This window comes from Nostoc sp. FACHB-133 (genome assembly GCF_014698055.1).
In the GTDB taxonomy this organism is placed as follows: Bacteria; Cyanobacteriota; Cyanobacteriia; order Cyanobacteriales; family Nostocaceae; genus Nostoc.
Map to the genome: position 1 here is coordinate 218,574 of NZ_JACJSH010000006.1, position 23,398 is coordinate 241,971.

Here is a 23,398-nt window from a genome sequence, read left to right on the forward strand (position 1 = left end):
GTTAGATTATGTAAATCAAGGTGTCTTAGAAGATTTTATAAGAAAAAACTGAAAATCTACTTACTTCAGTGTGGGAATGGAAGGAATGTTACAAAACATATTTTGTTATTACCAAATAAAATTGGGGACTGGGAACTGAGAACTGGAAAAGTTGGAGAAGAAGTAATAACTAATGCCCATTCCCCATTTCCCATTCCCCATTTCTAAGATACAGTAGCCAACGATGCCAAAGCATCTGGTATTGTCTCAGAAGGAGCCTGGAATTCTCCAGTAATAACGTACTCTAAACGCAGTTTTAACCAAGTAATAAATTGGGGATTAGTTGAAATAATTGCTACTGATGGCTGGGGACACTTTGCCTTGATTTGTGCAAATTGAGGTGCTTCCAAAAAAGCTGGTTGCTCAACCAACCAAAAATCTATTTGTTTTTCTTGTTCGTGGTAGTGACGAGTGCGTTCTTTGATAACTTCATGTATCGGTTCTTCTTGGAGAAGAAAGCGTTGACTAGCCAAAACGTAATAGTATGTTTGCATTTTCATCCTTTGGTTGCTGTGTGAATAATGTAAGGGCACAGTACGACATTCTGTACCCTTATCAACTAACTCTTACGGGATTTCTTGAACCAAGAACTGAACGGACAAGCACTTCCCGACTTTTGGGCATTTGTCTGCTTGCCACCAGATGTTAGCTTTTCCAAGAACAGATTATTGTCGAAGTAGTGTTCTAAGGAAATAACCTTCAAGTCATCGGTAACTTTTGCAATGCTCATGCCGATAATTTCTATTGTCTCTCCAGTAGGTGCATGGCCTTTATATTCTCCGTTAAAATGTCCCCAATGCCGCCATTTGAATGTGACATTTGGTGGCCCTGAGAAAACTTCCAAAACTTCCCAAGGAAATCCTTGGGGAAATGTTGTGTGGAAGACTTTTGCGGATGATTCAAAGCTTTCTTCTGAAGCCTTATAATACTCTGAATCAGCCATAAATAGATTGTAAGTACCTTGGGCTGATAAATCTGCTGCGGTATACTCTACTCCGCCATTGGTACTCACTCGAAACTGTTCATTGACAATAGATAACCACTGTTGTGGGTTAGCTTTGAAAGATACCTCCATCTCGAAGGTTCGCACTAAGTTTTGTACGATCGCTTCCAGTGTACCTTCAAGGTGATTGTGGATACTTTCTTGGGCAAGATTTTCTTTGGAACGAGAATAATCAGGCGGTGTCTGATAGCGCCACTCGACATCAGTGCTTTCTGCTATCACTTTATCTCTATCCTGTACCCAAAGTGGCAGGTTGTTAGACTGTGTTGCGCTCATAGAAGTTTTTGCTGAAGATTTGATCCCAATTTCCAGATTTCGCAGTGACAACCCCTCTTTTAAGATACGGGAGTGGGGCAGGGGAGCAGGGGGCAGGGAGCGGGGGAGCAGGGGGAGAAAAAAAATAACTTATTCCCATTCCCCATTCCCTATTCCCCATTCCCTATTCCCCATTCCCTCTTATAGCTTGTTTCATCTCGCGGACTGCCCTTTCTATACCTACTAATGCTGCCCGACTGATGATGGTATGACCAATGTTCAGTTCTTCCATGCCTGGAAGCGCAGCTACCGGATAGACGTTCCAATAGGTGAGTCCATGACCAGCATTGACTCGCAATCCAGCTTGAATCGCTTGTTGACAACCTTTAGCTAATATGGCTAATTCTTGGTGGCGATTTGTTTCATCCTTAGCCTCTGCATATTGTCCGGTATGCAATTCGATAAACTGCGCCTGTATCTTGACAGATGCTTCAATTTGTGCTGGTTCGGCATCGATAAATAAACTAACTGGAATGCTAGCGCTTTGCAATTTATCGACTATCTCACCTATTCTAGCAATTTGACCAATAATATCTAGTCCGCCTTCTGTTGTGACTTCTTCGCGCTTTTCGGGGACTAAAGTCACGTAATCTGGTTTGATATCGAGAGCGATCGCGAGCATTTCTTCTGTTGCGGCCATTTCTAAATTAAGATGCGATCGCACTGTTTGCCGCAATATACGCACATCCCGGTCTTGGATATGCCGCCGATCTTCGCGCAGATGCACCGTAATTCCATCAGCACCCGCTAATTCTGCCAGCACCGCCGCCGCCACCGGGTCTGGTTCTACCGTCCGCCGCGCTTGCCGGATGGTGGCAATGTGGTCAATGTTAACGCCAAGTGTAGGCACCCCAAATTTCTCCCAATTCCACAATCCTCAGAACTTGATTTTACCGGAAATTGGGGGAGTTTTGCTTAAGAGCTAAATAGGGATTACGCATCACATATAAAGAGTTTCTTTCTATCTCCTATCTCCTCCCCTCTGCTTCCTCTGCTTCCCCTGCCCCTGCCTCCATTAACAAAACTGAGTTAGCAAAAGCTGCTTTTTGGGCACAATACTTTAAATAAATAGCTAATTTATGAAGAGTTGATGAAGTATGAATATAGCAGTTAAGCCGATGGACAAGCTTTTTAACTATCGAATTAGCGAACAACTTTATGCAGGCTCTAGAACCTTAGTTTATCGTGCAATTCGAGAGGCTGATCAACTTCCGGTTGTAATCAAACTGCTACAGCAGGAGTATCCTACCTTCAACGATCTGCTGCTATTCCGCAATCAATACACGATCGCTAAAAATATTGACCTACCTGGTATTGTCCATCCCTACAGCCTAGAACCTTACCGTAACAGCTATGCCTTGGTGATGGAGGATTTTGGTGGTATTTCCCTCAGAGATTGGATGAACGAAACAATAAGGGGTAAGCAATATACTTTGACAGAGTTTTTGGAAATTGCGATCGCTCTGAGCAATATTCTCGACGGACTCTATCACCATCGGATTATCCACAAAGATATCAAGCCTGCTAACATCCTCATCAACCCAAAAACTCAGCAAGTCAAGTTCATTGACTTTAGTATTGCCTCTCTTTTACCCAGAGAAACCCAAGAAGTTCACAGTCCTAATGTCTTAGAAGGTACTCTTGCCTACCTTTCCCCAGAACAAACCGGACGGATGAATCGCGGAATTGACTATCGCAGTGATTACTATTCTCTCGGCGTTACTTTCTATGAATTGCTAGCTGGACACTTACCCTTCGAGTCTAACGATCCGATGGAGTTGGTTCACTGTCATATTGCCAAGGAACCAGAAAAATTAGGGGGCAGGGGGGAAGAAGAGATTCCTGAAGTTCTTTGTGACATTGTGATGAAATTGATGGCGAAAAATGCTGAAGATCGCTATCAGAGTGCATTAGGGCTGAAATTTGATTTAGAAAAATGTTTGTCTCAATTGCAAGAAACTGGAGAAATCAAATCCTTTCAATTAGGTGAGCGGGATATTTGCGATCGCTTCATCATCCCAGAAAAACTCTATGGTCGCCAAGACGAAGTTGAAAGCTTACTGAATGCCTTTGAGAGAGTCAGTCAGGGAAGCACTGAAATTATGTTAGTAGCAGGCTTCTCTGGTATTGGCAAAACTGCTGTGGTTAACCAAGTCCACAAGCCAATCGTGCGACAACGGGGTTACTTTATTAAAGGTAAATTTGACCAATTCCAACGCAACATTCCTTTCTCTGCCTTTGTGCAAGCCTTTCGAGACTTAATCAAACAACTACTGAGTGAAACTGACACTCAATTCGAGCAGTGGAAGTGCAAAATTCTCTCTGCTTTGGGTGAGAACGGACAAGTGATGATTGAGGTGATTCCAGAACTGGAAAGGATGATTGGTAAACAGCCTCCTGCGCCGGAACTCTCTGGTAGTGCAGCACAAAATCGCTTCAAATCGCTGTTTTTGAAATTCACTCAAGTCTTCACTGCCGTAGAACATCCATTGGCGATCTTTATTGACGATCTGCAATGGGCAGATTCTGCTTCTTTAAAGTTAATGCACTTGTTAATGAGTGAAGTTGACATCGGCTATCTACTATTAATTGGTGCTTATCGAGATAACGAAGTTAATCCAGTACATCCTCTGATGCTGACTTTACAAGAGATTCAGAAGTTGGGTGCTACAGTCAATACAATTACCTTAACTCCTCTCGATCAAACGTCTGTTAATCACTTGGTTGCAGATACATTGAGCTGCTCCCTAGCATTAGCCACACCGTTAACAGAGTTGATATTGAGCAAAACCAAAGGTAATCCTTTCTTCAGCACCCAGTTTCTCAAAGCTCTACATCAAGAAAAACTAATTACATTTAACCCCCCTCAGTCCCCCCTTACCAAGGGGGGACTGAGGGGGGGTTGGGAATGTAATGTCGCTCAAGTGCGATCGCTCGCCCTTACTGACGATGTAGTAGAGTTTATGGCAATTCAGCTTGAAAAGTTGTCACCAGAAACTCAAAAAGTTTTGAAATTAGCGGCTTGTATCGGAAATCAATTTGATTTAGCTACGTTAGCGATCGTCCATGAAAAATCCCAGATGGAAACAGCCGCAGACTTTTGGAAAGCTGTCCAAGATGGCTTGATTATTCCTACTAATGAAGTCTATAAGTTTTATCAGGATTCGTCATTAGTCATTAGTGATTTGCAAAGGACGAATGACAAAGGACAAATGACAATTTACAAATTTCTTCACGATCGCATTCAGCAAGCTGCCTATTCACTAATTCCTGACAATCAAAAGCAAGTTACTCACCTGCACATTGGACGTTTGCTGCAACAAGCGACGACTGTAAATGAACGAGATGAGAAAATTTTTGCGATCGTCAATCACCTCAATCAAGGGGTCACTTTGATTAGTGATCAACAGGAGCAACAGGAACTCGCGCAGTTAAACTTGGCGGCTGGAAATAAAGCCAAGGGTGCAACAGCTTATGCAGCAGCTTTAGACTATTTCAACACAGGTGTTGCCATACTAACGAGTAATTGCTGGTACAGCCAATACAATCTCGCCCTCATGTTGTATGAAGGTGCAACAGAATCAGCTTACCTCTGCACCGATTTTGAACAGATGGAACAGTTAGCTGAGATAGTAGTGAATTATGCCCAATCCTGGCTAGATCGGGTAAATATCTACAGTATTAAAATCCAGGCTTGCATGGCACAACATCAGCAGCTAGAAGCCTTGCAATTAGCACGAGAAATCCTCAAGCATCTGGGAGTGCATTTGCCGGAACAACCCACCTCAGCAGACATCGAACAGGCACTGAGGCACACCCAAACCTTGCTCAATGGCAGGTCAATCGAATCTTTGTTGGAATTACCGCAAATAGCCGTACCGGAGAAAAAAGCGGCAATGGTTATTTTATCCAGTATTATTTCTGCGGCTTATCAAGCTGCTCCTGAACTTTTGCCCCTGGTGATCTTTGCCGAATTCGATTTATCAGTAGAATACGGCAATGCTCCAGAATCGACTCATGGCTATGTAATGTATGGGTTGACCTTGGTTGCCACATTGGAAGATATTGACGCAGGCTATCGGTTTGGGCAACTGGGGATGAATCTTATGCAACGCATTCATGCCCCCAAGCTAACTGCTAAAACCATTTTTGCGTTTAACTGCTTCCTTAGACATTGGCAAGAACCTGCAAAATATACTTTAGAAGGATATTTGCAAGCCTATGCCAGTGGGCTAGAAAGCGGTGATATCGAGTATGTCGCTCTCAGCCTGATGTGTTATTGCTACACAGCTTACTGGAGTGGTCAGGAACTATCTGCCTTAAGACAAACGATAGAAGTGCATCGCAAGGTCATTCAGCAATTGCGCCAGGATAACTGTCTGCACACACAAAGTATTTATCATCAGGTTGTAGTCAATTTGTTAGAGGTTGTGCTTGAACCTGAGCGATTGCTTGGCGAATACTGCCACGAAGATGAAATAATTCAGCTTTACGTCAAAACGAATCAGGGAGCAGCACTATATCAAGTTTATTTCAATAAACTTTTCCTTTCCTACCTTTTCCAAGACTATGAACAAGCTCTACAAAACGCCCAACTTGCAGAACCGTATTTGGGTGCAATCACAGGACTAGTGATGCTTCCTCTGTTTTACTTCTACGATGCACTAGTTCGATTAGCGGTTTACCCAACTGCTAGTGAGACAGACCAAATCAGCATTATGGAACGGGTGAGGGGTCATGAAGAAAAACTCAGCACTTGGGCGGCTTATGCACCAAGTAATCAGGCTCACCGCCATGCTTTAGTTATCGCGGAAAAATGTCGAGTCTTGGGAGCAAAAGCCGAGGCAATTGAGTATTACGATCGCGCCATTGCTAAAGCCAAAGAAAACGAATACCTTAACGAGGAAGCTCTTGCAAATGAACTCACAGCTAAGTTTTATTTAGAATGGGGCAAAGAACGCATTGCCCAAGAATATTTGATTAATGCTTACTATTGTTACACTCGCTGGGGTGCTAAAGCCAAAGTTGATGATTTAGAACAACGTTATCCAACGCTTCTAGCGCCTATTTTACAACAGACGCGTTCACGAAGTGACTCTGCGATCGCAAATATTGACAGCATTACGACCTTGCACTCAAGCACTAATAAATCACCAACATCTAGCAGCAGTGCATCAGTAATGCTAGATTTGGCAACGGTTCTCAAAGCCTCTCAGACCCTTTCCAGTGAAATTGAACTGGATAAATTACTTACGAAGCTGCTACAAGTGGTAATTGAAAATGCTGGAGCCGATAAATGTGCGTTACTACTGTTCAAAGAAGGTAGATTGCTAGTTGAGGCAACTACTGAAGTTGGGCAGCAATCAAGGTTGTTACAGTCCATTTTTGTAGAAGATAGCGCAGACATTCCCCATAGCCTAATTTATGCGGTTAAACGCAGCCTGCAAGCTACCGTTATTATTGATGCTACAGTGCATCCATTGTTGATGGCTGATCCCTACATCATGCGTCAGCAACCCAAAAGCTTGCTGTGTACACCGATTATCTATCAAGGCAAACTATTAGGGATTTTGTATTTAGAAAACAATCTGGTTGCTGGGGCGTTTAGCAGCGATCGCGTCGAAATTCTCAATTTGTTATGTACTCAAGCTGCAATCTCCCTGGAAAACGCTCGACTTTATCAGCAAGCACAAGATATTTTAGAAAACCTTAGACAGACGGAACAATTTTTGCGGTTAATTATCGATAATATCCCCCAGTCTGTTTTTTGGAAAGATCGCAATAGTGTTTATTTAGGCTGTAACCATAAGTATGCTCAAACTTTTGAGAATGGAGTGTCTGAAAATGTTATTGGTAAAACAGACTACGACTTTTCCTGGACTCGTGAACAATCAGATTCTTTTGTAGAGTGCGATCGCCGCATTATGGAGTCTGGACAAGCTGAACTCAACATTATAGAAACCGTGCTGAAAGCTGACGGAAAACAAATCTGGTCGAATACCAATAAAATTCCGCTACGAGATAAAGAAGGAAACGTTTTTGGCATTCTTGGTACTTCTGAAGACATTACCAAATACTACCAAGCACAACAATTGCTGCAACAGCAAAAGCAACAATTAGAACAAGCTTTGCGAGAACTCCAAACGATGCAATTGCAATTGGTGCAAGGTGAAAAAATGTCTGCTCTTGGTAATCTGGTGGCAGGTGTTGCCCATGAAATCAACAATCCTATTGGTTTCATTGCCGGCAACATTGAACCAGCCAAAGATTATATTAAAGACTTGTTTGCACTGATTAATCTTTATCAAGAGAAGTTTCCTAATCCTGGCTTAGATATTAAAGACGAAATTGATGCCATCGACCTGAATTATTTACGTGAAGATTTACCTAAATTACTGGAATCAATGAAATTGGGTGTTCAGCGTATCCGCAGCATCAGTACCAGTTTGCGAACATTTTCCAGAGCAGATAAAGATTATAAAGTTCCTTTTGATATTCATGAAGGCATTGACAGCACAATTCTAATTCTGAGACATCGTTTAAAAGCTAACGAAAACCGTCCAGCAATTGAGGTAGTGAAGAATTATGGCAAACTCCCCCTAGTCGAATGCTTTGCTGGACAACTTAATCAAGTGTTTATGAACTTGTTAGCAAATGCCATTGATGCACTTGAACAATACAATACAGAGCGGAGTTTGGAAGCAATTCTAGCTAACCCCAATTGCATCACCATTCAAACCCGTGTAGCAAACTCAGGTCAGAATATCTTGATTAAGATTGCCGATAACGGGGTGGGGATGTCATCGGAAGTCAAGGAACGAGTATTTGACCATTTATTCACTACCAAGCCTGTAGGAAAAGGCACTGGATTAGGATTAGCGATCGCTCGTCAAATTGTGGTAGAAGGACATGGCGGTTCACTCTCCTGCACTTCAGAACTTGGACAGGGCACAGAGTTTGTCATTCAAATTTCTACTCAACAACAATAATGAATGCTGAGTAATTTCCACTTCAATACTTCTCGGTTTTTGGGGAAAAGGGAAAAGGGACGGAAAAATCTGATATCTCAAGGAGCAAGCACTGTTAAAAATACAGCAAGGTGAGGATGATATTGATAATTGGTTAACCATTGAGAAGACAGAAATTAAAACTTTGGCAAATTCTGTTTTGGTGCGATCGCTATTGCTCAAGCTTTATCAACAAACCTAGACAAAAATCATACAAGTGATTTTTTGGCTAATTTCTACCCTCATTCTCAAAGACGATATACTTTAAGAAAGTTGATTTTTGAATTTAATCTACTCTAACAGCTACTACATCAACTCTCTGAGGTTATATGCTTTTAAAACTGCAACAAATTATTGTTAAACCTGGTCAACAAATGTTGCTCAAAGATATTAGTTGGCAGCAGTTAGAAAACATTTTAGAAGAAATGGGAGAAAAGCGTGCCTCACGTATCTCTTATAGTCATGGCTGGTTAGAAATTATGGTTCCCCTACCAGAACACGAAAAAGATAAAGAACTTATTGGTGATTTAGTCAAAATTTTGTTAGAAATTTTGCAAATAGATTTTGAACCTTTTGGCTCGACTACGCTTAAAAATGAGCAGATACAACAAGCAGTAGAACCAGATACCAGTTTTTATATTCAAAATCAAGCTGCTGTCATTGGGAAAAATCGTATTGATTTAACTATAGACCCACCACCAGATTTAGCAATCGAAATTGATATTACTTCTCGCACTCGATTTGAAAATTATGAAATTTTAGGAGTTCCTGAACTTTGGCGACATACACAACAAGGTTTAGAAATTTACTTGCTAAAAGAAGGAAAGTATATAAAATATAGCTCTAGTCCTAATTTTCCTAATATTCCAATTATTGAATTAGTGAATAAATATGTATAGCAGTGTTTAACAATTGGTAGAAGCCAAGCTATGCGTAATTTTCGAAGTTGGGTTAAGGATAATTTATAACAATGCGATCGCTATTTTTGAATGCCAGAATAAACAAGTGCGATCGCTATTAAGTAAAGTTGCAAAACTAAGGTTTAATAAGCACAAATTCGTATTTATCAGTGCCAGGTATTTGTTGAACTTTGACTAAGAAAATGGCATTATCTTTGCGATCGCCTGATTGTGCAAACTGAATCTTTCCTGTAGCACCATCGATTGAAAAACTTGGGCTGTGCAGTACTTGTTGTAATCCCTCACGTGTACTATTTTGCTGCAAGCTTGCGATAATTGCTTTAGTTGCATCATAAGCCGTAGCCGTTCGCCAATTCACACGCCCACGCCAAAGTTTTTGAGAATTTTTTAAAAAAGGATTATCAGGAAATGCTGCGGGATGCCAAGGCGCAGCGAGTACCATACCGTTGATATTGGCTTTCCCAACTTCTAATGTTTCAATTGTATAAAGTGTGGGACTACTGAATAGTGCTAACTGCCCTTTATTAGCTTCTGCCACTGCTAAACCTTTCTTAATTTGGTCGATGTAGAGACCTAATACCAAACCATCCGCCTTACTATTGATAGCCTGAGAAATGACTACACTAGGGTTGAAATTAGAGGAAGAAACATCACAATTTGTAGTATTAATCTTGCCACCAGCAGCCGTTATTTTTGTGAGTAATTCCTCTTTAAACGACTGATTGTCAACTGCTTTAAAATCAACACAAATAAGAATATTGCTTTTTTTCAGTGTTTTGATAGCATAACGAGACAGGCTATCTGCCATTAAACTAACATTGGGAACAGTGCGGAAAATATAGTTACCAGTATTAGAGAGATTTTGGGCAAAACTGGTAGGAGATATCATCACTAACCCGTTTTTTTGATAGACATAAGCTGCGGGTATAGAAGCATTACTGGCATTGTGCCCAACCACAGCCAAAATTTTGGTATCCTTAACAAACTGATTGGCAATCTGTACGGCATCGGTTGGGTCATTATTATCATTAGCGATCGCCAACTCCAATAGTTTGCCATTAATACTGCTACTGTTATTTACTTCATCTTGGGCTTGAGCTGCACCGCGTAGTATCTCTTCTGCGACAGATTGAGTTGTACCGATAGGTACGCTCACGGCAATTTTGAGCCGATCTACTTTCTGGCGAGCTTTAGCATTGTTTAAGTAAATTAATGCTTCTGGGTCAGTGGAATTAGTTTTTCGATAAGCATCAAACTTTTCAATAGCAGTCTTACAGTCACTGTTAGCAAATGCTTGAACTCCAGCTTTTTTATCTGGGTTTGTATCTGGTTTTAATAAAATTTCTTCACCCAAACTAATTCTATCACCTAAAGTAAACTCCTCTTTGGCACAGGAGTTTTCTATTGGCTGAACTACAGGTTGAGATTTACTTCCTGGTCTAAAAAAGTAGACTACAGTACCGCCAATAATTAATCCGATTACTCCGATAATACTAGCTGCTATATAGTTAAATTTGCTAGGTTCGGGAGGTGGGGGATTGACAATTGGAGGTGGGGTAAGTGGCTGTTCAGCAATTATTGGAGCTTCAATTAGAGCTATATCTTCATCTCTAAGTCCTAACGCTTGCTGAAGACGTTTCAAATTAGCGCCAGTTTTATCGCTTAGAGGAAACCCTTGTCTAATCTCGTCGCGGAACGCTATCTCATATCGCTGCAATTTTATCTTTTTGTTTTCGATAGGTGCTAAAACCTGAGTTTCAATTGTAGCAGCGTCCTCAGATGATAGTTGCAGAGTCTCTTGTAATGCATCTAATGCAGCACGACCAGCAACAGAAATTTCACCATTCCCACCCTCTACCCAATACTCAACTTCTCGAATATATGTGAGTCTGGGATCGTTACTCGGTGCTTTGGCAAGCTTGATTTTAAAGCCACCTTTGACAGGATATATCTCTGGTTTCATGGCTGGCGTACTTTCTTGCACCTTCTTGGCAGCGTATTCATGCAATTCATCGACAGAAATCCAACCATCTTCATCCCAGTCTGCGACACCAGTTTCTAACCCCTCAACTATGTAACTGGTGTAAGTTGAGGTATCAACTCCTTGCTGTTCAAAAGCAAATTGGGTTGAAGTCGAAGATGTGAGAACAGCCCGCCCTTCTCCACCCAATTGGTTCTTGACATCCACAAAACCATCATCTTTTGCTAACATCCCCTCAGCAAATGCGCCACTAAAGCAACAATCAAGAATCACTACCTCGCGTTTGGAACGGCTCTTGTTCATTACATCATGCACAAAGCTAGCTGGCACTGTTGTTGCCCTAGCTGGTACTCCCTTATCGGTTTTGCGGGTGTTATGAGCTGCAAAGTAAAGCTTGCCATCCTCGTCTTTAATGCCGTGACCAGAGAAAAATAGCAGCACAAGGTCATCTTTTTGACGATCATCAAACAAGATTTCGATCGCGACCGCCATCTCATATTGTTGAGGATTTATCAGTACTTTTACATCATCAAAACCTCCAATCTCTGGGTGCCGCAAAACTCGCTGCATGGCTTCGACATCTTTTGTCGCTGCTGGCAATGGAGTAAGGCCAGGTTCATACTCACTGACTCCGATTAGCAGTGCTAATTTCGCCATCTCGCTATTTTTCCTTTCTGCTGAAATTTCTTAGTTACTTTCCAAAAACTTTTGAGCTTGTTCAATGGCTGCGGTTAACTCTTGCTGACTGCTAGCTTTCACCTTGAGTTTTTTGCCGTTAGCCTCGACTTCCAATTCAATGGTTTTGTTGCCCAAGCGATCGCCCAAAAATCCCAACAATTTCTTAAAATTGGCAAGGCTCACCTCGGCCTGCAACACTCCTACCAAAAAGCCACCAACAGATTTGGCTCCTTGAGGTATTTCTGTAACTGCTACAAGTTCAGCACTTTCTACATCTAATTCTTTGATTTCTCGCAGCAGATTCCGTGTTTCCTGCTCTTGTTCCTCTGCATCTAAGTCTGGATTAGAAAGAGCGATCGTCAGTTTGACGTTAGATTCAGAAATCATTTTGTGCCCTTTTAGGTTTTTCAGCAGTTTATAGTCAATTGTATTTCTGTAGTATATCGATTGACATCACATCTTCTATGTAAATTTCCTGAAACTTCTTCAAAATTTTTACAAAAACTTATAAAATTTAGGTAAAAACCTGGTATAGACACAGAACATCTCTCTTCAATAGCTTCAAAACTTAGAGGCAATCAATACTATTTCATCTGACAAGTTGTTTTGATACAGCAGTTTTTTTTACCAACGCTTGCGATCGCAAAGGAAGCTACTGAGGTTATCCTTGCAACTTCCTGGCGATCGCTAGCTCAAACTATTACAGGACGGCGTAAATGCAGCGACGCTCTCAATTAACCAGAAAAGGGGCAAAATACCCTTATTAAAGGCAAACTTGCGCCACTGTTGTCAGGTTAATTAAAACAAGTCTAAATCTGTCACAGCACCAATACTGCTAGAAGATACTAATTTGGCATATTTCGCCAACACGCCTTTGGTGTAACGCGGAGCAGGAGGTTGCCAGTTGGCACGACGACGGGCTAATTCTGATTCAGATATATTCAACTGCAATGAACGAGCCGGTGCATCAATCGTAATACTATCGCCTTCTTCTACAAGCGCGATCGCACCACCTACTGCTGCTTCTGGTGCAACATGACCAACCACCATGCCATAAGTACCGCCAGAAAAGCGTCCGTCGGTAATTAATCCCACAGCATCACCCAAACCAGCGCCGATAATTGCCGAAGTGGGAGCCAACATTTCTCGCATTCCAGGGCCACCCTTAGGCCCTTCGTAGCGGATAACCAAAATATCACCAGCTTGAATTTTACCCGCCAAAATTGCATCTAAAGAGGCTTCTTCCGATTCAAACACCCGTGCAGGCCCGGTAATTACTGGTTTTTTCACACCAGTAATTTTAGCGACAGCCCCTTCCGTTGCCAGATTACCTCTGAGGATGGCTAAGTGTCCTTGAGCATACATCGGGTTATCCCAAGTCCGAATCACATCTTGATTGGCGGATGGTTCTTCGGGGATGTCTGCTAATATCTCTGCAATGGTTTGCCCGCTAATGGTCAGGCTATCACCATGCAATAAGCCATGTGCGAGTAACATCTTCATGACTTGGGGAATGCCACCAGCTTTGTGCAAATCTGTAGCGACATATTTACCACTTGGTTTTAAATCACACAAAACGGGAACACGAGCGCGGATTGTTTCAAAGTCATCCAGGGTTAACTCTACATTCGCGGCACGAGCAATCGCTAAAAAATGCAATACTGCATTGGTCGAACCACCGACTGCCATAATCACAGAGATGGCATTCTCTATAGATTTGCGGGTGATAATTTGCCGGGGTAAGATTTGTTTGCGAATCGCTTCGACTAACACAAACGCTGATTTTTCAGTGCTGTCAGCTTTTTCGGCATCTTCGGCTGCCATTGTGGAAGAATAGGGCAAACTCATTCCCATCGCTTCAAACGCTGAAGACATGGTGTTAGCCGTGAACATTCCCCCGCAGGAACCGGCACCAGGACAAGCGCGACTTTCAACTTCTAATAATTCCTTGTCGTCAATTTTTCCGGCGCTATATTGACCAACTGCTTCAAAAGAACTGACAACGGTTAAATCGCGTCCGTTGTAGTGACCAGGTTTAATTGTGCCGCCGTAAACGAATATTGCAGGGATATTCATTCGGGCGATCGCTAACATTGCCCCTGGCATATTTTTATCACAACCACCAATGGCTAGTACACCATCCATACTTTGTCCGGTACAGGCGGTTTCAATGGAATCAGCGATAACTTCCCGCGACACTAGGGAATATTTCATCCCTTCGGTTCCCATTGAAATCCCATCGCTAATGGTAATCGTGCCGAACATTTGCGGCATCGCTCCGGCGGTTTTAATCCCAATTTCTGCCCTTTGCGCCAGTTGATTGATTCCCATATTGCAGGGGGTGATGGTGCTGTAACCGTTGGCTATACCGACAATGGCTTTGTTGAAATCTTCATCTTTAAAACCAACTGCACGCAGCATGGCTCGATTTGGCGATCGCTGTACTCCTTGCGTTACAACTTGGCTTCTCAAATTATCCGACATCTTTTTTCCTTCCCTGGCATGATCGCTTGTATTGCGATTGTATTACCTGATTTTCTCATGTATACGCAGCGCGATCGAACATAAGTAAGCATTGGTAATTTTCTATTAAAACCAGGACTTACGCACAAGAGATCCACCCTAACCCAATATGCTTCAATACAGTTCAGATAAGACCGAAACACTTGTAGAGATGGCGATTTATCGCGTCTCGAAAACCCAAAATTTTTGCCAGTAGCTCTTGACTGAACCGTATTGCAATATGCTTGGTTTGAGCGTCAGCGTTACCCAACAAAGTCTTGATAATGTTGGGTTTCGTTCCTTAACCCAATCTACGCCAGTTTTAGTTTTTACCCTTAACCCAAGCTAACCCCCATTTTTAAGACTATGGCTCGCTCAAGAAGTCGTTAATAGCGTGTAATAATTGACGGAAAGTGTAAGGCTTCTTCAAAAATATATTGATACCAGCGTTAGCAGCCTCGACTATTTGGCTGTCTGTCACCATGCCGCTGATGCCCATAATCTTGACTTGTGGATTCATTTGTTGCATTATGCCAATTGCAGTTAACCCATCCATTGACGGCATCATCATATCCATCAACACCATACTGATTTGATTTTGATGCTGGGCATATAATGAGATTGCCTCGATGCCATTAATAGCTGTCAGGGTTTTATAGTTGTGGTCTTCTAGCAAAGTTTTGCTAATCTCCAGGATAGCAGCTTCATCATCTACAACTAGAATTAATTCTCCGTTGCCATTGGGCAATTCCAAGTTCTCTGCTTGTTGCTTTGTACTTTTGTTCAAAGCTGGTAGGTACACTTGGAATTGGGAACCTTTGCTTACTTCACTAGACACTTTCACAAAACCATTGTGGTTTTTGACAATCCCAATCACAGTTGACAAACCTAAGCCAGTGCCTTTGCCTGGTTCTTTTGTTGTGAAAAATGGTTCAAAAATTCGCTCCAAAATTACTGGAGAAATCCCAAATCCTGTATCTGAAATAGTTATGACTATATAAGGGCCCACCTGAGCATTTAGATTCATCTTGGCAAAATTTTCATCAACGAATAAATTTTCCGCAGAGATAGATAACGTACCGCCTTTGGGCATTGCATCACGAGCGTTGACGCACAAATTCATTAACACCTGATGAATTTGAGTCGGATCTGCCAAAATAGTCCAGAGTTTATGTCTAGGTAGATTATTGATAATTGTGATCGATTTTGGAAATGTGCTTTGGACAATTTGCTCAATTTCTAACAGTAGGTGTTCTATTTGTAAAGAAATGCCGTTGCCTTCAGACCTACGAGAAAAAGTCATAATTTGCTTGACCAAATCTGCCGCCCGTTTAGAGTTATGGTCAAGAAGCTTCAGCAGTTGTTGATTGCCTGCATCCAGATTGGGAAGTTTGAGCGCTAACATTTCCACTGAGGACAGAATGGGCGTAAGGATGTTGTTGAGGTCGTGGGCAATGCCACTTGCCAACGTGCCAAGACTCTCTAGGCGCTGGGCACGGAGAAATTGGGCCAGGAGTTGTTTTTTTTCTGTAATGTCGGTATCAACAGAGAGGATGGATTTGGGTTGCTCTGCTTCATCACGCATCAGTGTCCATCGGCTTTCCACGATAATTTCCTTGCCGCCCTTTGTCACTTTATGTAACTCACCTTGCCATAAGCCAGAGTTAGTAACATTTGTTAAAGCCACTTGTAACTGCTGTGAGCTTTCTTTGCACAGCAACTCCTCCAGATTCTTTCCCAAAGCTTCATGAGCTTCCCAACCATATAGACGTTCTGCACCTTGATTCCAGAATAAAATTTGGTTTTGGAAATTTCGCACGATAATCGCATCAGAAGCGATATCTAATAAAGCTGCTTGTTCGCGGATTTTCTGTTCTGCCCATTTGCGCTCAATGGTCGTAGCCAACACATTAGCGATCGCTTGCAAAAAGTGAATATCATTTTGGGTAAACTCTCGATGTCTAGTTGTGTGTGCGCCTAAGACACCAAGAGGTTGTTTTTGACCTTGAATGATAACGCTAATGCCACTGATCACTGAGTGGTTAATTAATAACGGTGGCCCTTGAAACCGTGTTTCTTTCCGCAGATCACAAACAATTACTGGCTCATGGGAAATTAGTGTATATGAAGCCTGAGTCTCATTCCCTCCACCTAATTCTAATTTAAAATTTCCTACTAGCCCTGGCTGCCAACCGACTCCCGATCGCAACAATAAGCTGTTCTCATCTGGAAGCATTTCTAAAACTTTACTGTATTCCACCTCAAGGCCTTGAGTAACCAGGGCAACCGCTTCGTCCATTAATGTGTAAAGGTCGATATTAGCTAGAGCTAACTGACCCAATTTAGCTACGGCTGCCTGCTGGCGCACACGCGCTCTTAAACCAGCTTCCACTCGCTTGCGTTCAGCGAGTTCAGTATGTACCTGCTCATAAAGTTGAGATTGCTGGATGGCAATACCCACCTGTACTGCCAATTGTTTGAGAAAATCGATTTCCCACGTCTGCCAATGGCGGGGTGCTGCACACTGGTTAGCAACTAATAATCCCCACAATTTTTTTCCTTGCAAAATTGGAACCGCCAAGTTTGCCCTGACCTGAAACTGAGTAAGTAAATCCCGGTGGCATTCAGTCAGACCTGCTGTATAAATATCTGCAATAGCTTGGATGCGCCCATGTCTGTACTCCTCGCCGCGAGTTTCCATTAAATAAGTGTCTTGAACTTGGGTATTCAGGGTAGCAATCCAACGATCATCAACAGACTCTACCACCACCACCCCACTGTAGTCTGGTTCAAACTGATACATGAACACTCGATCTACTTGCAGGAATTGACGGACTTCAGTAACAGTGGTGTTGAGAACCTTGTCCAAATTCAAACTCTGGCGGATGCGCTGGGCAATTGCCATCACCAATCGCTGCCATTGAATTTGCTGTTGTAGTTCCTCCTCCGCCTGCTGACATTCTGTGAGGTGGCACATTGAATTAAATTCATCATTGTTCATCTGTAATATGCCTGATTTAATCCATTAGGTTGTCAATATCTTTAGTGACTGCTGGTTACGCCTCTGTGCTATTGCCTGTAGCCCATACTTTGTAGAAATAGATATAGTTAAAAGTATCTGATAATGCAAGGATATTAATCTTACGGCAGTTGTTATTTCTATGGCTCTTCCTTAAGAGGTGTGCCTATTCAATATATGTTTTCTTTATTGCACCATAAATTATCATTTGTAACAACTTACAATAACTGTATGTATGTTCAGTTATTGAATGAAATAAGGGGATCAATCTGGCTTGAACACAGTTTTTTACTCTGTTTTGACCATTAAAAATTAAATTAATCCTTACTGATAAATTCTTATAAAAAAAGTGGCATTCATTTGTATAAACAGAATACCACTCTCTATTGCTTAAAATTATCGATGACAGAGATATTTTACCCAGGAAGAGTTATCCCAGTTACAGCGATCGCACCTGCGATCGCACTGGCACAAAGGGAAGTGATCGCTGTGCCAAATATCCACCATGCAGCATTGGCAACGGTTTTTTTGCTTTCTTCGGCTTGCTTTTTAGCTTGCTGTTGGATCGCTTTCAAACGTTTTTGGGTTTCTTTCTGGATGCGTTCGGCTCGTTGCAATACGCCATCCCGCGCCGCTTCTATTTGGTCGATAATCCGGTTAGCATCTGCCTCAGAGATATCCTCACGAGAACTGATAACAGCAACTAAGGTGTCACGATCAAATTCACTGAGGCGATCGCGCAATGCTTCAAATCCAGCTTGCGGATCGTCGAATACTTTGGCAAAGTCTTGCTTAATGCCTTCATAGTTGAGTTCAGAACGATCCAGGGAGTTAAGATAGTTGCGAACTTTGGCAAAAATTCCATCCAGCACTGATTGCACCTTCTGCTGAATCTGCTGAAATTGTTCGACAATGGAACTGCGGACAGAATCAATTTGATCGACAATCCGGTTAGCTTCTTCTTCTGAGATATCCTCACGTTGGGATAACAGCGCCACGATTGTGGAACGGTCAAATCTTGAAGCGCGATCGCTCAAACTCCCAATTCCAGCGCGGGGAGAAGACAACAGCAATTGTAAATCGCGTTTGATTCCTTCAGGGTTGAGTTCGTCTTTGTTGGTATTACGCAGATATTCTTCAAGATTGGCTTCAAAATCTAAGGCTTGTTGAGCAGTACGCTTGGCTAAACGTTGCGGCGCTCTGAGAATATCACCAATGGCATCTTGTACGCGATCAATGATCTGATTAACTTGCTCTTGGCTCAAGTCTCCGCGCTGACTCACGAGTTGAACCAAGGTTTCTCGATCGACATGAGATAAGCGATCGCGCAGTGCTAAAGCTCCAGCTTTGGGATCGTCGAGTAATTTTTCCAAATCGCTTCTAATACCTTCTGGATCGAGTTCTTCCAAGTTGGTATTGCGGAGATATTCGGCGATGGCTTTTGTAGTTTTTTCGTACTGTTCTTTCGCCTGCTGCGGTACTTGCAAAATACTATCTCGGACAGCTTCAATCTGATCGAGAATTTGGTTTACCTGTTCTTCGCTCAAATCTTGACGCTGACTGAGCAATTGTACCAATGTGTCGCGGTCAAATTGCGATAGGCGCGATCGTAATAGGCTAATTCCGGCTTGCGGATCGTCTAGTAAAACTCTAAACTCACGTTTGATAGCTTCGGGATTAAGTTCGTCTTTGTTAGTATTCCGCAAATAGTTTTCAACTCTTTGACGCAGTTCATCGGCTTTCGCTTTTGCTTGTTCTTGCAATTCTCTAGCACGATTCAAGATATTATCGCGGTTGCGTTCGAGTTGACCAACAATATTATTAGCTTCCTCTTCACTGACATCCTGACGCTGTTGCAGCAATTGGACAAAAGTATCGCGCTCAAATTGTCCGAAGCGGCTACTTAAATCTTCAAAACCAGCTTCTGGATCTTCTACTAACTTGGCAAAGTCCCGTTCAATACCTTCAGGGTTGAGTTCTTCTTTCCCAGTGGAACGGAGATAATCTTCGATGCGCGTGCGGAAATTTTGCCCTTTTTCTCGCGCTTCGGCCTGTTTTACAGTCTCTAAAACTTCCAAGCGATCGCTTTGCATTTGTTCAGCAATTTCTTTCACCCTGGGTTCACTGAGATCGCCTCGCTGGTTCAGCAAGTTGGTGAAATATTCTTGATTGATTTCTTCTAACTCCCGTCTCACAGTTGTCGGATCTGCGTTTACGTCATAGATGACTTCTTTAAATTCATCTACTAGCGTAATTCGGTTAAAATGCCAAGGGAATGAATTCAATATGTAATCTTCGACATCTGCTTTAATCGTGTTTTCAAGTGATATTGGTAGTCTTGCAGATACTTGCTCAGTGGCTTGCTCTTTAAACTTTTGAAATTGTTCTGTTACTTGCTCGACATCGACATCTTGAACTTTTTCTTTCAGCTTTTGCAACTGACTTGTAATTTTGTTCACATCGATATTAGAAAGGTTGACCCGTTCGAGAACTGCTGGTGCGGCAGCGCTCAAACCATATCGAATAGCTTGTTTAATTACACCATTACCATTACCACCTCCAACTGTAACTAGTTGTTGAAGCCGTTCACCCAATTGCTCAGAATTGAGTTCTTCAGGAGTAGCAGACTTAAGTAAATTAATTACTTGTTCTGTAGGATTTTTACGATTCAAAGCTTGTTGCCAAGCACCTTGAAGTTGGTCAGCAATACCATTGATATCTTCTTTAGATAAATCTGTGCGAGTGCTGATTAAATCAACAAATGTTTGACGGTTAACATTTTGTAATAAATCGCTATTAGCAACAGATTGTAAATCTGTATCTTTAAGAAGCTGGTCAAATTGGTTGCGAATTTCTTTAACATCCAGCTTTGGCAATTGCAGAGAACTTAAAGAACTTTGGAGAGTATTTTTAATCCCTTCAGAATCAAAACCTGAAGTTAATTCCCGCCGAACTGCGGCTGTAATCTCTTCGGCAGTAGAAACTAACTGTTTTTTTGCAGTATTAGCACCGATACCAGCAGTTGCTGTACCCATAAGAGCTTGAAAACCAGAAGTAACAGTATTAGAAATAGAACCAATTAAAGAACCTACTGCTGATGAACCCAACCAAATTACTAGTGAGAAATAGGTAGACCAGATGACTACACCAATAATTGATCCTAAGAATGCGCTTTCGATTAAGCTAAGTTTTACAGCTAGAAAGCAAGCAATAAATAATGCAATGCTCGCAGTTATTAACACCCAAGCGCCAACTTTGCCTTGAACCTTACGAATTGTCTTACCTAAACTTTCTGATTCATCGTCGGAATCTGAATCAATTTCCCAAGATGAAATTCCGACAGCAACTGAAAAGTTTGTGAATAACAATTGAAAAGCAAATGCCATCGAAACCCCAGCCAGCAATGCCACTAAGAATTTAGGGCCAGAAAAAAGCACTGATGCTTCTTCTGGAGTTAGTACTTCCTGAGCTAAAGTTATTGGCGCTAATCCTAAAATAGTTGGAACACTTTGAAACATAATTTTTTCTCACTTGCATTCAATTAAATACCCATTTATAAAATGGCTTATTTATCAGCTTAATTACTAAATATATAAGCTGACACTTTCTTAGGTAATAGGTTTATTTGCCAAAAGTCGTATTTTAAAATTTATTGTTTTTTTGTTAAGCAAAACTTTTTTATTTGCTAATTTTGTCACGTTTTTACAAAACAAATGTTTTTACTATAAAAGTGAGATATATAGAAAACAATCTAAGTACATAGCAGCTCTTAAAAGGGTGAATTACTGTTTTGAACATAATAAATCGATGTTTTTTATGTCAATCTCTAGCAAAAATTATAAAGTTAGAATATCTAAGTATTTAGAAAAGCACGATTTTATAAATACTCATTTAGATAAAAACACCTATACCTAATGATAGAGACAAAAATTCTTCCAAGCGATTGATGAAACAAAAATCTAAACGTGTATTAATAAGGGTATTACAAGCTATAAATTTGTGAATAATTGATTGTTGCTGAGGAGAAAAAGATAATGGTTGTAGGTGTACATAAACGTGCTGTAGGTGTATTTTCTAATCGTCGAGATGTTGAACATGCGCTACATGAATTGAAAAAAGTCGGCTTTGATATGAACAGAGTCTCTGTCATTACACAAGATGGAGACAGAGAAGATATTGCTGGTGCTGAAGTGCGCGATCGCGTTGGTGATAAATCTGATGAAGGTGCTAAAGTTGGAGCCGCTACAGGCGGTGCTTTGGGCGGATTAACTGGTTTATTAGTTGGTCTTGGTACTTTGGCAATTCCTGGAATTGGGCCAATTATGCTGGCTGGAGCCGCAGCAACTACTCTAGCTACAACTCTTGCTGGTGCAGGGATTGGTGCAGTAGCTGGTAGTTTGCTTGGTGCATTGATTGGTTTAGGAATTCCTGAAGAACGAGCTAGAGTTTATGACGAACGTGTAAGACGAGGACACTATTTAGTAATCCTTGATGGCACAGATACAGAAATCGCTAGAGCAGAAGCAATTCTCCATCAACGTGGTGTCGAAGAATTTGGTATCTACGACAACCCAGATGCGAGAAATGCTGATTATGTCGCTCCAACCCATAACGTAAATGTGGCTCATAGTGGTGTTGCTAGACGCGCGATAGGAGTATTTTCTCATCGCCGAGATGCAGAAGCGGCACTCACAGAATTAAGAGATGCAGGTTTTCCTTTAAGTAGAGTCTCCATCATCGCCAAAGATACAGACGGTCGTGGGATCGCTGGTGTCGATGTAGATAGAAATGTCGGAACAGGTAATAAAGCAGACGATGGCGCTAAAACTGGAGCAGCTACAGGTGGTGTTCTAGGCGGCTTGACTGGCTTATTAGTAGGTCTTGGAACTCTAGCAATTCCTGGAGTTGGGCCTGTGATTGCTGGTGGTGCAGTAGCAACAGCTTTGGCCACAACCTTAGCTGGTGGGGCGATCGGTGCAGCTGCTGGCGGTATTGTTGGCGCACTGGTTGGCTTGGGAATTCCTGAAGACAGAGCGCGAGTATATAGCGATCGCTTCCAAAGAGGCGACTACTTGGTAATTATCGATGGTACGGAAGCTGAAATCCACCAAGCTGAAGCGATTCTCAAGCGTCGGGGTATTGAAGAATTTGCTATTTATGATGCCACTGATTTAGGCGAACATCGGCCAGGTTCCGACCGAGTAATCCATCATGACACAGCAGTAGCCAATCCCATTCACCCCAATCACTCAACAGAGCCTCATCTTAACGATCCTGCTGTAGTGATTGTTGACCGTCGTGATGAAACACTTTAATTCAAAGTAGTTTTCACTGACACTAATTACACACAATTGCAAGAGCAAGAATTCAAAAACTTGCTCCTCACTTCACCGTAAAAATCAACAAATTTCACTTTCCGATTGCGAATTAAATCTATGAAAAAGCTAACCCCCTTCTTAATTAGCACCCTTTTAGTTTTTGGTGTTGCTGCTTGTGATAACGCTTCTAAAACAAGCGAATCTGCACCCAATAATCCTAATGAAGCTCCACAATCACCGAGTGTACAAACAACAGAAGCTTCTCAAAAAGACGCACAAAGTGAAACTCGCAGAAGACAACTTGATTCTGATATTCGTGCCCGCGAACAGCGCAATAATACCACTGGTGGCGATGCAGATAGAGCTAAAGGTGACTTAGCAAGTGAAGTTCGCTCCAAATTAGAGGCAAACATACCCAAGAGTCAAATAACAGTTGATGCCACAAAGGATGGAGTTGTGACTGTCGGAGGAACTGTTAACAATCAGCAAGAGTTGGCTAAAATTGAAACTTTAGCTAAAGAAATCAAAGGCGTGAAAAGTGTAGTTGTTAAAACAACTGTTGCGCCACCAACAAGGTAAGGCAACTAACAATAAATCAAAGTGAGTAGGTAGACAA

12 protein-coding genes and 1 pseudogene are annotated in these 23,398 nt (G+C 41.9%); 5 read left to right on the forward strand and 8 right to left on the reverse strand.

Features of this window, described 5'->3' with window-relative positions:
• Nucleotides 1-203 precede the first annotated feature (203 nt).
• From H6G86_RS07695 to H6G86_RS07705, 3 genes are all read right to left on the reverse strand, one after another.
• Complete coding sequence (locus tag H6G86_RS07695) at nt 204-533, reverse strand: MgPME-cyclase complex family protein (RefSeq protein WP_012410129.1); 330 nt, start codon at nt 531-533, stop codon at nt 204-206.
• Nucleotides 534-598: 65 nt separating this feature from the next.
• Complete coding sequence (locus H6G86_RS07700; RefSeq protein WP_190933812.1) at nt 599-1,318, reverse strand: nuclear transport factor 2 family protein; 720 nt, start codon at nt 1,316-1,318, stop codon at nt 599-601.
• Nucleotides 1,319-1,481: 163 nt separating this feature from the next.
• Nucleotides 1,482-2,207, reverse strand: coding sequence for a pyridoxine 5'-phosphate synthase (locus H6G86_RS07705; protein WP_190933813.1), 726 nt, complete (start codon nt 2,205-2,207; stop codon nt 1,482-1,484).
• Nucleotides 2,208-2,454: 247 nt separating this feature from the next.
• Between H6G86_RS07705 and H6G86_RS07710 the strand changes: the two genes are divergently transcribed.
• Nucleotides 2,455-8,346: a trifunctional serine/threonine-protein kinase/ATP-binding protein/sensor histidine kinase gene (locus H6G86_RS07710; RefSeq protein ID WP_190933814.1), complete on the forward strand. Its 5,892-nt coding sequence runs from the start codon at nt 2,455-2,457 to the stop codon at nt 8,344-8,346.
• A gap of 347 nt (nt 8,347-8,693) precedes the next feature.
• Nucleotides 8,694-9,332: pseudogene (locus tag H6G86_RS07715) on the forward strand (Uma2 family endonuclease).
• A 67-nt stretch (nt 9,333-9,399) separates the two neighbouring features.
• On the opposite strand, the gene H6G86_RS07720 reads toward H6G86_RS07715, so the two are convergent.
• Nucleotides 9,400-11,922, reverse strand: a complete 2,523-nt coding sequence (locus H6G86_RS07720) for a caspase, EACC1-associated type (protein WP_190933815.1) — start codon at nt 11,920-11,922, stop codon at nt 9,400-9,402.
• A 30-nt stretch (nt 11,923-11,952) separates the two neighbouring features.
• Entirely contained in the window at nt 11,953-12,330 is a 378-nt protein-coding gene (locus tag H6G86_RS07725) for a hypothetical protein (protein ID WP_190933816.1), read from the reverse strand.
• A 219-nt stretch (nt 12,331-12,549) separates the two neighbouring features.
• Between H6G86_RS07725 and H6G86_RS39445 the strand changes: the two genes are divergently transcribed.
• Nucleotides 12,550-12,681 carry a hypothetical protein gene (locus H6G86_RS39445; RefSeq protein WP_277883554.1) on the forward strand — a complete coding sequence of 44 codons (132 nt, stop codon included), beginning with the start codon at nt 12,550-12,552 and terminating at the stop codon, nt 12,679-12,681.
• Between the two features lie 60 nt (nt 12,682-12,741).
• Here the strand turns inward: H6G86_RS39445 and ilvD are convergent, their stop codons facing one another.
• The 3 genes from ilvD to H6G86_RS07740 all read right to left on the reverse strand — a co-directional run bounded on the left by ilvD (nt 12,742) and on the right by H6G86_RS07740 (nt 20,982).
• On the reverse strand, nt 12,742-14,427 hold the full coding sequence (gene ilvD / locus H6G86_RS07730) for a dihydroxy-acid dehydratase (protein ID WP_190933817.1): 1,686 nt from the start codon (nt 14,425-14,427) through the stop codon (nt 12,742-12,744).
• 382 nt (nt 14,428-14,809) lie between these two features.
• Nucleotides 14,810-17,446 (reverse strand): hybrid sensor histidine kinase/response regulator, encoded by a 2,637-nt coding sequence (locus H6G86_RS07735; protein WP_190933818.1) that lies wholly within the window; start codon nt 17,444-17,446, stop codon nt 14,810-14,812.
• 434 nt (nt 17,447-17,880) lie between these two features.
• Entirely contained in the window at nt 17,881-20,982 is a 3,102-nt protein-coding gene (locus tag H6G86_RS07740; RefSeq protein ID WP_190933819.1) for an MFS transporter, read from the reverse strand.
• 516 nt (nt 20,983-21,498) lie between these two features.
• Here H6G86_RS07740 and H6G86_RS07745 point away from each other — a divergent pair.
• Nucleotides 21,499-22,779 (forward strand): general stress protein, encoded by a 1,281-nt coding sequence (locus tag H6G86_RS07745; RefSeq protein WP_190933820.1) that lies wholly within the window; start codon nt 21,499-21,501, stop codon nt 22,777-22,779.
• A gap of 120 nt (nt 22,780-22,899) precedes the next feature.
• On the forward strand, nt 22,900-23,361 hold the full coding sequence (locus tag H6G86_RS07750) for a BON domain-containing protein (RefSeq protein WP_190933821.1): 462 nt from the start codon (nt 22,900-22,902) through the stop codon (nt 23,359-23,361).
• Nucleotides 23,362-23,398 lie beyond the last annotated feature (37 nt).

Bases quoted from the DNA above. Each gene is read 5' to 3' on its own strand.
- H6G86_RS07750 (WP_190933821.1), top strand. From the start codon at position 22,900: ATGAAAAAGCTAACCCCCTTCTTAATTAGCACCCTTTTAGTTTTTGGT.
- H6G86_RS07700 (WP_190933812.1), bottom strand. From the start codon at position 1,318: ATGAGCGCAACACAGTCTAACAACCTGCCACTTTGGGTACAGGATAGA.
- H6G86_RS07725 (WP_190933816.1), bottom strand. From the start codon at position 12,330: ATGATTTCTGAATCTAACGTCAAACTGACGATCGCTCTTTCTAATCCA.
- H6G86_RS07720 (WP_190933815.1), bottom strand. From the start codon at position 11,922: ATGGCGAAATTAGCACTGCTAATCGGAGTCAGTGAGTATGAACCTGGC.
- H6G86_RS07745 (WP_190933820.1), top strand. From the start codon at position 21,499: ATGGTTGTAGGTGTACATAAACGTGCTGTAGGTGTATTTTCTAATCGT.
- H6G86_RS07710 (WP_190933814.1), top strand. From the start codon at position 2,455: ATGAATATAGCAGTTAAGCCGATGGACAAGCTTTTTAACTATCGAATT.
- H6G86_RS07735 (WP_190933818.1), bottom strand. From the start codon at position 17,446: ATGAACAATGATGAATTTAATTCAATGTGCCACCTCACAGAATGTCAG.
- H6G86_RS07695 (WP_012410129.1), bottom strand. From the start codon at position 533: ATGCAAACATACTATTACGTTTTGGCTAGTCAACGCTTTCTTCTCCAA.
- ilvD (WP_190933817.1), bottom strand. From the start codon at position 14,427: ATGTCGGATAATTTGAGAAGCCAAGTTGTAACGCAAGGAGTACAGCGA.
- H6G86_RS07740 (WP_190933819.1), bottom strand. From the start codon at position 20,982: ATGTTTCAAAGTGTTCCAACTATTTTAGGATTAGCGCCAATAACTTTA.